The following is a 14,228-nucleotide window of genomic DNA, read 5'->3' as shown; positions in this document are numbered from 1 at the left end:
GAGCGGCGACCATCCGCCGCGTCGGGCCGGGCGACATTGCCGGTCTGCGGGTCATCAATGCGGTGTTCGCGGAAGCCTTCGAGGCCCCCGAGGATTATGCCGATGCGCCGCCGGACGAGCCGTGGGCGGCGCGCTGGCTGGCCAATCCCGATCACATCGCCTTGCTCGCCGAACGGGACGGCATCCCGGTCGGGGCGCTGACGGCCTATGTCCTGCCCAAGTTCGAACAGGCCCGCAGCGAGATTTACATCTATGATCTGGCGGTGCTTGAAGCGGCTCGTCGGCGGGGCGTTGCCAGCGCGTTGATCGATCATCTCAGGGTCATTGCCCGGGACATCGGCGCCTGGACGATCTTCGTACAGGCCGACATCGACCCCGAGGACGAGCCCGCTCGGGCGCTCTACCGCAAGCTTGCCGTCGAGCAGATCACCGCGCTCCACTTCGACATCGCGCCTTAGCGCAAAGCAGCGGGTACGCCGAAAAACACGGCATTGTAGAGGCTATGATGGAGGATCGCCCACCCCAATCCCAGCCGCGTGCGGGTGTAGGCGAGAAGGACACCGCCAATCATCTGCGGCGCGACCGCAATTAGCCCAAGCAGTCCTGACGGCGTGTCATCATTGCCGAGGTGGATCAGCCCGAATATCAGCGATGATCCCCACACGAACCAGCGGAATTGCGCAATGAACCATGACGGCACGGCCCGGTCAGCTTCGTGCGTCCGCACCCATTGCACAAGCCCGGCGAACGCTACCACTACCGCCAAACCGGACAGCGCTCTCCCGCTGGTCGCAAGTGCGATGTCCGCCAGCAAGAGCATGAGTGCGACAAGCCCGAAGAGCCCGTAGCGCAGCGCCGCGACCCGTCCCGACAGCCAGGAGCGGAACACCAATTCTTCGAAGACTGGCGCAAACGCCAGCGCGACGAAAAGGTCACGAAGCTGCTTTGGTGGAGGTTCGACCCGTTGCCCACGGATCGCCGTCGGAAGGTCAACCTGAACCAGTATCAAGCCGAGCGGGATCATGATCGCAACGCTGATCGCAAGCAGCACCGCCAGCGCCTTAACGGCCTGCCAACCTGTTGCGATCGGTTCTGCAACGAAGCTCGGACGCAGCGCAAACCGCATTACATCGACGATGCGCGCCCTTGCGCCGAGCGCGCCTGCCGGAGTAAGGCCCCCGCCACCATTTCCAACATTTTCGGTGAAGTCGTCCAATGGCAGGCCATTCCAAGTTCAAAAACATCATGCATCGCAAGGGTGCGCAGGACAAGAAACGCTCGGCGATGTTCTCCAAGTTGAGCCGCGAGATCACCGTCGCGGCCAAGATGGGCATGCCCGATCCCGACATGAACCCGCGCCTTCGGCTCGCCGTCAACGCCGCCAAGGCGCAGTCGATGCCCAAGGACAATATCCAGCGCGCGATCGACAAGGCGAGCATGGCGGGCGGCGAGGACTACGCCGAAATCCGCTACGAAGGCTATGGCCCCGGCGGCGTCGCGCTGATTGTTGAAGCACTGACCGACAACCGCAACCGCACCGCAACCAACGTGCGCACCGCCTTTTCCAAAAACGGCGGGAACCTCGGCTCGGAAGGCTCGGTCTCGCATGGCTTCGAACGGCGCGGGCTGATCGAATACAGCGCCAGCGTGGGTGACGAGGAAACAATGCTCGAAGCCGCGATCGAAGCGGGCGCGGATGATGTCGAAAGCTCGGAAGACGGCCACACCATCTGGACCGCCGCCGATGCGCTGCACGGCGTTGCGGGCGAGCTCGAAAAGGTGCTCGGCCCGGCGGACAATGTGAAGCTGGCGTGGAAGCCGGTGCTGAGCGTCGACGTCGACGAAGCGACCGCTGGCACGCTGATGAAGCTGATCGACGCGCTCGACGATGACGACGATGTGCAGACCGTATGGGGGAACTACGAAATCTCCGACGCGGTGATGGAGAAGTTGGGCTGAAACGCTGGGAGTGGCTGCTGGCACTGATGCTGGGGGCCGCGTTCCTCATCGCCATGCTGTGGCGATTCGGCTTCAGGATCGGCCTGTGATCGCGTGATCATCCTCGGCCTCGACCCCTCGCTTGCCTCGACCGGCTGGGGCGTCATCCGCAGCGAAGGCGCGCGGCTGAGCCACATCGCCAACGGCCAGATCAAGACCGATCCCGAAGCGCCGATGGCGGAACGGCTGGCGGCGTTGCAGGCGGGGGTGGCCGCGGTGATCGCCGCCCATCACCCCGCCCGCGCGGCGGCGGAGGAAATCTTCGTCAACAAGAACCCGCAATCAACGCTCAAACTGGCGCAGGCGCGCGGGAGCGTGCTGGCGGCGTGCGGGGCGGCGGGGCTCACCGTCAACGAGCACGCCGCGCGGCTGGTAAAGAAGGCAGTCACCGGCACCGGGGCGGCGGAAAAGGCGCAGGTTGCCGCGATGGTGAAGGTGCTGCTGCCGGGCGTCCGGATTGCCGGAAGCGATGCGGCCGACGCGCTCGCCGTGGCGATTGCCGACGCGCATCTGGCAAAACATCCTTGACCCGTTCGCCCTGAGCTTGTCGAAGGGCTGCGCTATTCTTCGGCCCTGCATCCTTGAGTGAAAAGCAGGGCTTCGACAGGCTCAGCCCGAACGGAGTTTTGTGTGATCCACCTCTACGGCATCCCCAATTGCGACACGGTGAAGAAGGCGCGCGTGTGGCTCGACGCGCAGGGGCAGGAATACACCTTCCACGATTACAAGAAGGAAGGGGCCGATCCGGCCAACGTCGCCGCGTGGATCGCGGCTGCGGGCCTTGATGTAGTGGTCAACCGCAAGGGCACGACCTTCCGCGCGCTCTCGGATGCGGACAAGGCCCGCGCCGCAGATGCAGCCACCGCGCCAGCGCTGCTCGCCGCCAACCCTTCGGTGATCAAGCGCCCGATTGCCGAGCACGCCGGCGGCTTGTTGATCGGCTTCAAGGCGGACGAATGGGCCGCGGCGCTCAGCTGAAGCATACCTTTCGATGAATCCGCTGGAGATGATCGCCGTCGCGCTCGGGCTGGCCAATATCGGCTTGCTCGTCCGGCGTTCGATCTGGAACTACCCCTTCGGCATGGCGATGGTGGCACTTTACTTCGTGATCTTCCGCGACGCGCGGCTGTATGGCGAGGCGGCATTACAGGTGTTCTTCTTCGTCGTGCAGGGCTGGGGCTGGTGGCTATGGGCGCGCGCAGGCGGCATGGCGCAGCTGGTCGAGGTCCGGTGGATGGAGGGCCGCGCGCGGGCCGCCGCGCTGGTGCTGGTCGCCGGATCGAGCATCGGGATCGGCTGGGCGATGGCGCGCTTCACCGATGCCGCCCTGCCCTATGCCGATGCGACCATCGCCGGGGCGAGCGTGGTCGCGCAGGTGCTGCTCGCGATGAGGCGGGTGGAGAATTGGGCGCTGTGGATCGCCATCAATGTGCTGTCGATCGGGGTCTATCTCAACCGTGAGCTCTATCTTACCGCCGGGCTCTATGTCGTGTTTCTGGTATTGGCGACGGCAGGCCTGATCGCATGGGCCAAGGCGGCGCGCAGCGGCGAGGCGATTGCGGCGTGAGAAAGCGCGGGTTCCTGCTCGGCAAGTTCATGCCGCCCCACGCCGGGCACATGGCGCTGATCCGCGCGGCGCGGGCATTGGTGGACGAGCTGACGGTGCTGGTCTGCTGGCTGCCTGATGATCCCATCGCGGGCGAGACGCGGCTGGCGTGGATGCAGGATCTGCTGCCCGATTGCCGGGTACTGGGCCACAGCGCGGTGGTGCCGCAAGTGCCCGAAGACAGCCCCGATTTCTGGCCGATCTGGCGCGGCATTGTGGCGAGCGCCCACCCCGAACCCATCGACTATCTGTTCGCGGGCGAGGATTACGGCGCGGAACTGGCGGCGCAGGTCGGCGGGCTGTTCGTGCCGCTGGGGGGCCGGGTGCTGGGGCTGGTGGATGACCCGCTTGCGGGCCTTTCGGGCTCGGCCGTGCGCGCCGATCCGGCGGCGCATTGGGCCTATCTGCCAAAGCCGGTGCAGGCCCATTATCGCCGCACCCTCTGCCTCTATGGCGCGGAAAGCACCGGCAAGACCACGCTGGCCGCCGCGCTCGCCGCAGAGACCGGGGCGTTGACGGTCGGCGAATATGGTCGCAGCCATTGCGAGGTGCACAAGACGCCGCTCACCCGCGATGACCTGCTCCTGATCGGCGCTGCGCAGCAGGCGATGATCGCCGCCGCCGCCGAATGGGCGGGTCCGCTGCTGATCGCCGATACCGATGCGCTGATGACCGCCGCGTGGTGCGAAATGCTACTGGGTGAGCGCCCCGCCGAACTGATGCAGGCACCCAAGGCCGATCTCTATCTGCTGCTCGAACCCGATCTGCCGTGGATCGACGATGGCACGCGCTTTTTCAGCGACCCGGCCGACCGTCACAGGTTTGCAAGGATCGTCGCCCAAGTGCTGGAGGATGCCGCCGTGCCGTTCGTGCGGATTGCCGGGCAGGGGCCCGAACGGCTCGCCGCTGCGCGGGCTGCGATAGGAGCGTTGCATGATTGATTGCCGCCTGATCCTTGCCGCGCTGCTGATCGCGGCCTCGCCTGTGGCGGCGCAGGATATGCTGATCATCGCCCATCGCGGCGCGAGTGCGGAGCGGCCGGAACACACCCTCGCCGCCTATGAACTCGCGATCGATCAGGGCGCGGATTATATCGAGCCCGATCTGGTTGTGACCAAGGATCTGGTGCTGGTTGCGCGGCACGAAAACGAGCTGTCGGGCACCACCGACGTGGCGAGCCGCGAAGAGTTCGAGGATCGCCGCCGCGACAAGACGATTGACGGGCAAAAGGTGGCGGGATGGTTCGCCGAGGACTTCACCCTCGCCGAACTGCGGACGCTGCGCGCCAAGGAGCGCATCCCGTCGCTCCGCCCGGCCAATGCGCGGTTTGACGGGCTGTACCAGGTGCCGACTCTAGCCGAGATCGTAAAGCTGGTGCGCGCCAAGGAAGCGGCGACGGGGCGGCGGATCGGGCTCTACCCCGAATTGAAGCACCCCGAGTTCCTGTTGCAGGACTCGGGCATCGACATGGTCGATCTGCTGCTGCGCGAATTCCGCCAGCTGGGGATCACACCCGCCGATCCGGTGTTCATCCAGAGTTTCGAAATCGCCCCGCTTCAACGCCTGAAACAGCGCGGCGGCGGGTTCAAGCTGGTGCAGCTGGTCGCCCCCATTGGCGGCCCGGCGGACGAGCCGGCGATGCGCTATGCGGAGATGGTGACGCCGACAGGGCTGGCCGAGATCGCGAAATATGCCGATTCGCTGGGGGCCCATATCGCGCTGGCGCTGACGCCCGAGGGCGCGCCGACTGAGCTGGTGGCGGATGCCAAGGCGGCGGGGTTGGCGGTGCACGCATGGACGGTGCGGCCGGAGAACGACTTCCTGCCCCCGATGCTGCGGACGGGGGAGGAGCCGAAGGGCCGGGGCTGCGGCGACGTGAAGCTCGCTGCGCTCCTCAAGGCCGCAGGCGTTGCAGGGGTCTTCAGCGACGGGGCACTGAAGGGGCGGAGTTGTCCCTGAACGTCATCCCGGCGCAGGCTGGGACCCAGGGCGGCAAGCGCTGAGCATGATGCGCTGGGCCCCGGCCTGCGCCGGGATGATGAAGATGGCTAAACCCGCCGCGCGCTCAGGATGTAGTTGAGCGACATATCATCCGACAGGTGCAGCCCTTTGCCGGGACGCCATGCAATCCCGCGCTTGGCCATCACCGTCAGTCCCACCTCCGCCAGCAAAGCCTCCAGCTCCTCAGGCGTGACGAAATCATCCCAGTGATGCGTGCCCCTGGGGACATAGCCCACCGCTTCCGCCGCGCCGACCAGCAGCACACGGCTCGCCGCCGTCCGGTTTGGCGTGGACATGACGAGCAGCCCGTCGGGCGCCAGCCGCGCTGCGACATCGCGCAGGAAGGCGGGCTTGTCGGCCACGTGCTCGATCACCTCGACGCTGGTGACAAGATCAAAGGTGCCGATGTCCAGCCCCGCAACCTCGCCCGCCATGTAGCGGATGTCGAGGCCGACGCCCTCTGCATGAGCGCTCGCCGCCGCGACATTCTCCGCCGCGGCATCCACGCCGGTCACCGCCGCGCCGAGCCGCGCCAGCGGCTCGCACACCAGCCCCGCGCCGCAGCCGATATCGAGCGCCGCCTTGCCCGCGAGCGGCTTGGCCGAGGTCGCCGCCCCCGGCCAATGCGCGTCAATCGCATCGCGGATAAACGCCATGCGCACCGGGTTCACCTGATGCAGACTCGCCATCGGCCCCCTGGGGTTCCACCAGTCCCGCGCAAGATTTGCGAAGAAATCGGCTTCCTCGGGGCGGATAGTTACATTCGATACGTTTGCGTTTCCCATAAACCGCCCTTAACAGCCGCCGCGAACACTCACCAGCAGGAGCTTTGGCGCCTTGGCTCGTATCGTGATGAAATTCGGCGGCACCTCGATGGCCGGGACGGAGCGTATCCGCCGGGTGGCCAATATCGTGCGCGCGCAGGCGGCCCGGGGCGATCAGGTCGCCGTGGTGGTCAGCGCCATGGCGGGCGAGACCGACCGGCTCGTGAACTTCTGCCGCGAGGCCAATCCGCTCTACGATCCGGCGGAGTATGACGTCGTGGTGGCAAGCGGGGAGCAGGTCACCAGCGGCCTGCTGGCGCTCACGCTGCAAGCCTTGGGCTGCAAGGCGCGCAGCTGGCTGGGCTGGCAGCTCCCGATCAAGACCATCGAGGCCCATGCCAAGGCCCGCATCGACGAAATCGACGCGCCCGCGCTGATCGCCGCGATGGAAGCGGGCGAGATTGCGGTGATCCCCGGCTTTCAGGGCGTCTCGGACGATGGCCGCATCACCACCCTGGGCCGCGGGGGCTCCGACACCTCGGCAGTCGCCGTCGCCGCTGCGATCAAGGCGGACCGCTGCGACATCTACACTGATGTCGACGGCGTCTACACCACCGACCCGCGCATCGTCGCCAAGGCGAAGAAGCAGAAGGCGGTGACTTACGAGGAAATGCTCGAACTCGCCAGCGTTGGGGCCAAGGTGCTCCAGACCCGCTCGGTCGGCCTTGCCATGAAGGAAAAGGTGCGCGTGCAGGTGCTGTCGAGCTTCATCGGCGAGGGCGCGCCGCCCGCCGATGATCTGCCCGGGACGATGATCGTCTCGGACGAGGAAATGGACGAATTGGTGGAGAAGGGCCTGATGGAACGCCAGCTTGTGACCGGCATCGCGCATGACAAGAACGAGGCGAAGGTGATCCTCACCCGCGTGCCCGACCGTCCGGGCGCGGTGGCCAACATCTTCGAGCCGCTCGCGGCGGCCTCGATCAATGTCGACATGATCATCCAGAACGTCGGCCGCGACAAGGGCGAGACCGATGTGACCTTCACTGTCCCCCAGTCCGACCTTGCCCGCGCGCAGGCGCTGCTGGAAGACCGGCGGGATTCGATCGGCTTCAACCGCATCATCACCGACAGCAAGATCGCCAAGATCTCGGTCGTGGGCGTCGGGATGAAGAGCCATGCGGGGGTTGCCAGCTCGATGTTCCGCGCGCTGTCGGATCGCGGCATCAATATCCAGGCGATCTCGACCTCCGAAATCAAGATCAGCGTGATGATCGACGAGGACGAGACCGAATTGGCCGTGCGCGTGCTGCACACGGCTTACGGGCTGGATGCGGTTAGCTGACAGGAAGCTCGCTTCACCGAAATTAACCATTGTTGGTGACTGCGCTTTAACCTTTCCAACCGGATGGTGCGGGCTCTCATACAGAGAGCGAAAGGGCGCACGTCATGGCCATCAAGGCCCATCTGGATTCTGCGGCAGCGAGCGATAGCCAACGGGCCACCCCGCGCCGGGACTTACGGCTGTCGGCCAGCGGGCTGGGTCCCGATGGCGAGGAAGCCAATGTCACCATCCACAATATCTCGGCCGCCGGGCTGTTGATCGAAACCGCGCTCGATCTGGCAACGGGCGAGCAGCTTTCGCTCGATCTGCCCGAGGCGGGGATCGTCACGGCGTCAGTGGTGTGGCGCAGTGAGCGGCTGTACGGCTGCGCCTTCGAACAAGCGATCGGCCCGGCCGCGCTGGCCGCCGCCCAATTGCAGGGCTTTGCGCCCGGCGTGCCGAGCCAGCCTCGGCAATCGGCGCTGCCGAACCCATCGAGCGAGGCACTGGGCTCGCGGCTCAACCGGCTGCGGCGCGAAGCAGGGCTGACGCTCGCCGAAGTCGCCGCCACGCTCGGGGTGAGTAAGCCGACAGTCTGGGCATGGGAGAAGGGCAAGGCCCGCCCTCTGCCCGAGCGGCTCGACGCGATTGCCGCCGCGCTCGGCGTCGCACCCGACATGCTCGCCTCCGGCCCAGGCAGCGATGGCGAGATCAGCGCGGTGATCGCCGAATGCCGTGAACGGATTGCCACAGCCTGCGGCGCCTCCCCCCAATCCGTTCGGATCATGATTGAACTGTAAGCAGTTCCGGGTTCCTGAACCTAGAAGTGGTTACCTATTGCGGGCAATACGTATTGGATAGACTGTCCTAACGGGAAAATATGGTAAACGAAACCCGGAGGTGATTCGTTTTTTAGTCGAGTATACTTACAGAACTAACAGAAAAATATGAATCGTTTTCGGGAAAACAGGGGAAGTTTTCACTTAATCGGATCGCGTTAGTTACCAAGTAAATCTGACTAGGAGCGAGTTGGCGAATCTTTCGTTGGACCGCTGGGGCACTGTCGGCATGAAAATTGGTTTGAGTGACGTCGAAGGCCATGTCTTGCATGGCTTGCTGGAGGAAACCTCCGGCGACATTGTTCTCCGGCTCGACCGGCACGGATTCATCATTCACGCATCGGCCAATATTGCGGAGCTGGGGCTCGATCTATCCGGCGCATTGTTGCTGCCGCATATCACTGACTTGGCTGATCGCGATCATGCCGCCTTTCTAGGCGAGCATGTCAATGCCGCGCTCGCCGGACGCATGCAGGCCGGCTGGACGGAGTTTCCCGTGATAGCCTGCCCTGAACGCGACACCTGCCGCGAGACGCACTGCCAGCGCTGGTACGCGCTCAGCCTCAGGCCGATGTGCGACAACACCGGCACGCCGGACGGGGCAATGTGCCTGATGCGATCCGTCCAGCAGGTGCGCAGTCTCGAAGGCGAATTGCACGCCCGCGCCGTCACCGATCCGCTGACGGGCCTTGCGAACCGTCAGGCATTTTGCGCCAGCTTGCGGCGGCACCTCGCCAAGGGCGGCGGGCAGATGATCGCGGTCTTCGCGGTCGATGCGATGCGTGCGCTGCTGATGCGTTATGGCCAGCGCACGGCGGATGAAGTGCTGTGGGGCTTTGCCAAGTTCCTCGAGACCATGGCGCTTCCGGGGCATGAACTGGCGCAGCTGGACGGCGAGCGCTTCGCGGTGCTGCTGCCCGAAATGACCTCGCGCGGCGCGCGCGAATGGACCGAGGATGTGGTCTCCACCTTCGCCGGCCTCGCCGCTCCCGTCTCGGCCAAGGCGCCGCAATTGACCGCCAGTGCAGGTCTTGCGCGGGTGGAATGTACGGTCGACTGGACCTTGCGGGAGGCGGAACTGGGGCTCGTACTGGCGCGCGCCGGTGGCGGAGGGAAGGTGGCTGTGGCAGGATATAGGCGGGCAGCTTAAGGCATCACGCCGTCCGTCCTGCGCTCGTCGAAGGACGGTCCTTCCTTCTGGACCATCGGAGCGAGACGAAGAACGGCCCTTCGACAAGCGCAGGGCGAACGGTGTTTTGGGCTCCATTTCTGGACTCCCGCGAGGACCCCGCTAAACCCCCTCCCCCATGAGCCACATTGCCACCATCCTGCTGCTCGGTTCGGGCGAGCTGGGCCGCGAATTCGTCATCTCTGCCAAGCGCCTCGGCGCGCGAGTGATTGCCTGCGACAGCTACGACAACGCCCCGGCGATGCAGCTGGCGGATGGGCGCGAGGTGTTCTCGATGCTGGATGGCGAGGCGCTGCGCGCGGCGGTAATCCGCCACCAGCCCGACCTCATCGTCCCCGAGATCGAGGCGATCCGCACCGAGGTGCTGGGCGATCTGGAGGCGGAGGGCTTCACTGTCGTGCCTTCCGCGCGCGCGGCGCAGCTGACCATGAACCGCGATGCGATCCGCGATCTGGCGGCGGGCGAGCTGGGGCTGGTGACCTCGCAATATGGCTATGCCGAGAATTTCGCCGCGTGCGAAGCCATCGCTGCGCGCATCGGCTACCCGCTGGTGATGAAGCCGGTGATGTCCTCCTCGGGCAAGGGCCAGAGCAAGGTCGACACACCGGAGGCGCTCGAAGCCGCATGGAAATATGCCGTCGCCAACATGCGCGGCGATCGGGCGCGGGTGATCTGCGAACAGTTCATCGCCTTCGACTATGAAATCACGCTGCTCACCATCCGTCACGCGGGCGGCATCGCGTTCTGCCCACCCATCGGCCACCGTCAGGAACGCGGCGACTACCGCGAAAGCTGGCAGCCCGCTGCCATGTCCGCCGCCGCGCTCGCAAAGGCGCAGGACATGGCCGCCAAGGTCGTCATGGCGCTGCAAGGCGGCGGGCGCGGCTGGGGCCTCTACGGGGTCGAATTCTTCGTCAAGGGCGAGGATGTGATCTTCTCCGAACTCTCGCCCCGCCCGCATGACACCGGCATGGTCACCCTCGCCTCGCAGGACCTGACCGAGTTCGATCTCCACGCCCGTGCCATCCTCGGCCTGCCAGTGCCGGAGAGCATCACCGCCCGCCCCGCCGCCTCCGCGGTGATCCTCGCCGATCGTGATAGCGATAGCTTCGCCTTCGAGGGCCTCGCCGAGGCGCTCGCGCTGGGCGACACCGACGTTCGCATCTTCGGCAAGCCCGTCGCCCGGCCCTACCGCCGCATGGGGGTCGCCCTCGCCCGCGCCGGCGATGCGCCCGCCGCCGTGGACCTCGCCAAACAGGCCGCCGCAGCCGTGCGGATTGTCTATTCCTCCGGTTCCGACTAGGGCGCGCCTCCATGAGCACCTACCCCAAGACAGCCGCCCTGATGAAGCGCGGCACCGATTTCCTCGGCTGCGACACCGCAATCCTGTGCGGCGCGATGAGCTGGGTGTCCGAGCGCAACCTCGTCGCCGCGATCTCCAACGCGGGCGGCTTCGGCGTGATCGCCTGCGGGGCGATGACCCCCGAACTGCTCGACACCGAGATCGCCGCGACGAAGGCGCTCACGTCGAAGCCCTTCGGCGTCAACCTCATCACCATGCACCCCGCGCTGTTCGATCTGATCGCGGTGTGCCGCAAGCATGGCGTGACGCACGTGGTGCTGGCTGGCGGCATCCCGCCCAAGGGTTCGGTCGAGGCGATCAAGGCCGACGACAGCGGCATCAAGGTGATCTGCTTTGCCCCCACGCTGGCGCTGGCCAAGAAGCTGCTGCGCTCCGGCGCCGATGCGCTGGTGATCGAGGGGATGGAAGCGGGCGGCCATATCGGCCCGGTCTCCACCTCGGTGCTGGCGCAGGAAATCCTGCCCGAACTGGCCGCCGACCACCTGATCTTCGTCGCCGGCGGCATCGGCCGGGGCGAGGCGATTGCGAGCTACCTCGAAATGGGCGCGGCGGGCGTGCAGCTCGGCACCCGCTTCGCCTGCGCGACCGAGAGCATCGCCCACCCCGATTTCAAGAAGGCCTTCTTCCGCGCCTCGGCCCGCGAGGCTGTCGCCTCTGTGCAGGTCGATCCGCGCCTACCGGTGATCCCGGTGCGGGCGCTCAAGAACAAGGGCACCGAGGAATTCACCGCCAAGCAGCGCGAAGTCGCCGCCCTGCTCGATGCGGGCGAAGTCGACATGGGCGAAGCGCAGTTGCAGATCGAACACTTCTGGGCCGGTGCCCTGCGCCGCGCGGTGATCGAGGGCGATGTCGAGAACGGCTCGGTCATGGCCGGACAGTCGGTCGGCATGGTGACCAAGGAAGAACCCGCCGCCGACATCATCGCCGAGCTGATGAGCCAGTGCGAGGCGGCGTTGGCGCGGTAAGATGGCGCAGCCCCTGATCCTCACCCTCGCCTGTCCCGACCGGCCCGGCATCACCGCGCGCGTCACCGGCTTCCTGTTCGAGCGGGGCGCGAATATCCTCGATGCGCAGCAGTTCAACGACCGCGCGGGCAACGGCGGCGGCGATCGCTTCTTCATGCGCGTGGTGTTCGACCCTGACGACTCGACGCCCGAGGGCCTCCGCACCGACTTCGCCGCACTGGCAGACGAATTCGCGATGGATTGGAAGATGGCGCGCGAGGATCGGCCGCGCCGCACGATTATCCTCGTCAGCAAGTTCGATCACTGCCTCGTCGATTTGCTCTACCGCTGGCGCACGGGCGAGTTGCCAATCGATCCGGTGGCGATCGTCTCCAACCACCCGCGCGAGGCCGCGATCCGGGTGGATATCGGCGATATCCCGTTCCATCACATCCCGGTGACCCCAGAGACCAAGCCCGAGGCCGAGGCGCAATTCCGCGCGCTGGCGGATGCGACCGACGCGGAGCTGATCGTGCTCGCGCGCTACATGCAGGTGTTCTCGGATGAACAATCCGCCCATTTCGCGGGGCGCTGCATCAACATTCACCACTCTTTCCTGCCCGGCTTCAAGGGCGCGCGGCCTTACCATCAGGCGCACGAACGTGGCGTGAAGATCATCGGCGCGACCGCGCATTTCGTCACCGCCGATCTCGACGAAGGCCCGATCATCCATCAGGATGTCGAGCGCATCACCCATGCTGACAGCCCGGAAGACCTCGTGCGCAAGGGCCGCGATATCGAGCGCCGCGTGCTCGCTGAAGCGGTGCGGCTGTTTGCGCAGGAACGGGTATTGATGAACGGCACCCGGACGGTGGTTTTCAGAGGGTAAGTCAATCGGGGGGAAGTGCGCATGATCAAGGCAATCGCAGGCGCGGCGCTGCTGCTCCCGGTCCCCGTGGCCGCGCAGGCGCCTGCGCCCTTTGCCCCTGACTGCACCGCCCTCGCGACCTTGCTTGACCGCGCCGTAGCCGAGGGCCGCACCGTGGGCGCTTCAGCGCTGGTGTGGCACGACGGCGCCGAAGCCTGCTTTGCCACCGCCGGCGATGCTGATCGTGAGGCAGCTAATGGTTCTGGCCGCCTCATCGCCCGCGATACGCTGTTCCAGATCTATTCGATGACCAAGCCGGTCACCGGCACCGCACTGATGCAGCTGTGGGAGCAGGGCAAGTTCGGGCTCGACGATCCGCTCGAATGGCACCTGCCCGAATATGCCGCACTGAAGGTGGCCGATGGGACGAATCCCGACGGCACGCCGATCCTGCGCGCGCCCTCACGCAAGGTGACGGTGCGCGATGTGCTGCGTCACACGGCGGGCTTCACCTATGGCCCGGAAGGCCCGCCCGAGAACGCCGCCGACCGGGTCTGGGCCGAGCTTCAGCCGCTCTCCTCGACCAACACCCTGGCGGAATTCTCGCAGAAAATGGCGCAGGTGCCGCTGCTGTTCGATCCCGGCACGCACTGGCATTACAGCGCGGGCGTGGATGTGCAGGCGCGGCTGGTCGAAGTGCTGTCGGGCCAGCCCTTTGCCGACTATGTCGCGCAGCATATCTTCCAGCCGCTCGGCATGGCGGACAGCGGATGGCAGCGCACCGCTGCCGACCTACCGCGCCTCGCCCGCATCTATGAAGGCGAGAACGGCGCGCTGGCCCCGTGGCCGGATGACAGGCTGCTCAACGCCAGTTTCACGGGCCAGCCAATGACGATGGGCGGATCGGGGATCGTCACCACGGTCGATGATTACATGAGATTCGCGCGGATGCTGCTGGGCGAAGGCGCGCTGAACGGGGTCCGCATCCTCAAGCCCTCGACCATCCGGCTGATGGCAAGCGACCAGCTCGATCCGCGCATTGGGCCTGCGAACCGGTCTTGGCTGGTGGGCAAGGGCGGCGGCGGGTTCGGCTTCGATGTCTTCGTGCGCACCGCGCCCCCGGCCACGCCCGACGAGAACCGCGGCACTGTCGGCGAGTTTTATTGGGACGGTTACCCCTCAATGCTGTTCTGGGTCGATCCGGCGCAGAACATGGCGGTGGTCTTCGCGACTCAGAAGCTGCCGTTCGATAGTGATCTGCACCGCGATGTCCGGGTGGCGGTCTATGGCGCGGACTATACCGGGCCTCCGGGCGACTAGCGCACTTTTCGC

General features: G+C 66.0%; 16 protein-coding genes. 14 read left to right on the top strand and 2 right to left on the bottom strand.

Annotation, left to right across the window (positions count from 1 at the left end; genetic code table 11):
• Window positions 1–62: 62 nt before the first annotated feature.
• Window positions 63–458, top strand: coding sequence for an N-acetyltransferase family protein (locus ACLBKT_RS00175; protein WP_410180983.1), 396 nt, complete (start codon window positions 63–65; stop codon window positions 456–458).
• On the opposite strand, the gene ACLBKT_RS00170 is transcribed toward ACLBKT_RS00175, so the two are convergent.
• Entirely contained in the window at window positions 455–1,126 is a 672-nt protein-coding gene (locus ACLBKT_RS00170; RefSeq protein ID WP_410180982.1) for a type II CAAX prenyl endopeptidase Rce1 family protein, read from the bottom strand. The genes ACLBKT_RS00175 and ACLBKT_RS00170 overlap by 4 nt on opposite strands.
• 89 nt (window positions 1,127–1,215) lie before the next feature.
• Here ACLBKT_RS00170 and ACLBKT_RS00165 point away from each other — a divergent pair, with 89 nt between their 5' ends.
• The 6 genes from ACLBKT_RS00165 to ACLBKT_RS00140 all read left to right on the top strand — a co-directional run bounded on the left by ACLBKT_RS00165 (window position 1,216) and on the right by ACLBKT_RS00140 (window position 5,563).
• The gene (locus ACLBKT_RS00165; RefSeq protein ID WP_410180981.1) at window positions 1,216–1,959 is read left to right on the top strand and encodes a YebC/PmpR family DNA-binding transcriptional regulator; all 744 of its coding nucleotides are present in this window, start codon (window positions 1,216–1,218) and stop codon (window positions 1,957–1,959) included.
• Window positions 1,960–2,052: 93 nt separating this feature from the next.
• Complete coding sequence (gene ruvC, locus ACLBKT_RS00160; protein ID WP_410180980.1) at window positions 2,053–2,526, top strand: crossover junction endodeoxyribonuclease RuvC; 474 nt, start codon at window positions 2,053–2,055, stop codon at window positions 2,524–2,526.
• Between the two features lie 102 nt (window positions 2,527–2,628).
• Window positions 2,629–2,976, top strand: a complete 348-nt coding sequence (locus ACLBKT_RS00155) for a Spx/MgsR family RNA polymerase-binding regulatory protein (protein ID WP_410180979.1) — start codon at window positions 2,629–2,631, stop codon at window positions 2,974–2,976.
• A gap of 13 nt (window positions 2,977–2,989) precedes the next feature.
• Window positions 2,990–3,565: a nicotinamide riboside transporter PnuC gene (gene pnuC, locus ACLBKT_RS00150; protein WP_410180978.1), complete on the top strand. Its 576-nt coding sequence runs from the start codon at window positions 2,990–2,992 to the stop codon at window positions 3,563–3,565.
• A complete protein-coding gene (locus tag ACLBKT_RS00145; RefSeq protein WP_410180977.1) occupies window positions 3,562–4,545 on the top strand; it encodes an AAA family ATPase in 984 nt (327 codons plus the stop codon). The genes pnuC and ACLBKT_RS00145 overlap by 4 nt, the downstream gene beginning before the upstream one ends.
• A complete protein-coding gene (locus ACLBKT_RS00140) occupies window positions 4,538–5,563 on the top strand; it encodes a glycerophosphodiester phosphodiesterase family protein (protein ID WP_410180976.1) in 1,026 nt (341 codons plus the stop codon). Before ACLBKT_RS00145 ends, ACLBKT_RS00140 begins: the two co-directional genes overlap by 8 nt.
• 89 nt (window positions 5,564–5,652) lie before the next feature.
• Here ACLBKT_RS00140 and ubiG read toward each other — a convergent pair whose 3' ends face one another.
• Entirely contained in the window at window positions 5,653–6,390 is a 738-nt protein-coding gene (gene ubiG / locus ACLBKT_RS00135; RefSeq protein ID WP_410180975.1) for a bifunctional 2-polyprenyl-6-hydroxyphenol methylase/3-demethylubiquinol 3-O-methyltransferase UbiG, read from the bottom strand.
• Between the two features lie 52 nt (window positions 6,391–6,442).
• On the opposite strand from ubiG, the gene ACLBKT_RS00130 reads away from it, so the two are divergent.
• The 7 genes from ACLBKT_RS00130 to ACLBKT_RS00100 all read left to right on the top strand — a co-directional run bounded on the left by ACLBKT_RS00130 (window position 6,443) and on the right by ACLBKT_RS00100 (window position 14,216).
• Window positions 6,443–7,714 carry an aspartate kinase gene (locus tag ACLBKT_RS00130; RefSeq protein WP_410180974.1) on the top strand — a complete coding sequence of 424 codons (1,272 nt, stop codon included), beginning with the start codon at window positions 6,443–6,445 and terminating at the stop codon, window positions 7,712–7,714.
• A gap of 104 nt (window positions 7,715–7,818) precedes the next feature.
• Complete coding sequence (locus tag ACLBKT_RS00125) at window positions 7,819–8,493, top strand: helix-turn-helix domain-containing protein (protein WP_410180973.1); 675 nt, start codon at window positions 7,819–7,821, stop codon at window positions 8,491–8,493.
• Window positions 8,494–8,761: 268 nt separating this feature from the next.
• Window positions 8,762–9,682: a GGDEF domain-containing protein gene (locus ACLBKT_RS00120; RefSeq protein WP_410180972.1), complete on the top strand. Its 921-nt coding sequence runs from the start codon at window positions 8,762–8,764 to the stop codon at window positions 9,680–9,682.
• 157 nt (window positions 9,683–9,839) lie between these two features.
• Entirely contained in the window at window positions 9,840–11,024 is a 1,185-nt protein-coding gene (gene purT, locus ACLBKT_RS00115) for a formate-dependent phosphoribosylglycinamide formyltransferase (protein WP_410180971.1), read from the top strand.
• Between the two features lie 11 nt (window positions 11,025–11,035).
• Complete coding sequence (locus ACLBKT_RS00110; protein WP_410180970.1) at window positions 11,036–12,049, top strand: NAD(P)H-dependent flavin oxidoreductase; 1,014 nt, start codon at window positions 11,036–11,038, stop codon at window positions 12,047–12,049.
• A gap of 1 nt (window position 12,050) precedes the next feature.
• A complete protein-coding gene (purU, locus tag ACLBKT_RS00105; RefSeq protein WP_410180969.1) occupies window positions 12,051–12,917 on the top strand; it encodes a formyltetrahydrofolate deformylase in 867 nt (288 codons plus the stop codon).
• Window positions 12,918–12,938: 21 nt separating this feature from the next.
• A complete protein-coding gene (locus ACLBKT_RS00100; RefSeq protein ID WP_410180968.1) occupies window positions 12,939–14,216 on the top strand; it encodes a serine hydrolase domain-containing protein in 1,278 nt (425 codons plus the stop codon).
• Window positions 14,217–14,228 lie beyond the last annotated feature (12 nt).

The sequence above is a fragment of the Erythrobacter sp. W302b genome, from assembly GCF_046452395.1.
Classification (GTDB): Bacteria; Pseudomonadota; Alphaproteobacteria; order Sphingomonadales; family Sphingomonadaceae; genus Erythrobacter.
The sequence above is the reverse complement of the archived record's forward strand: the minus strand, read 5'-3'. Positions and strand labels throughout refer to the sequence as shown.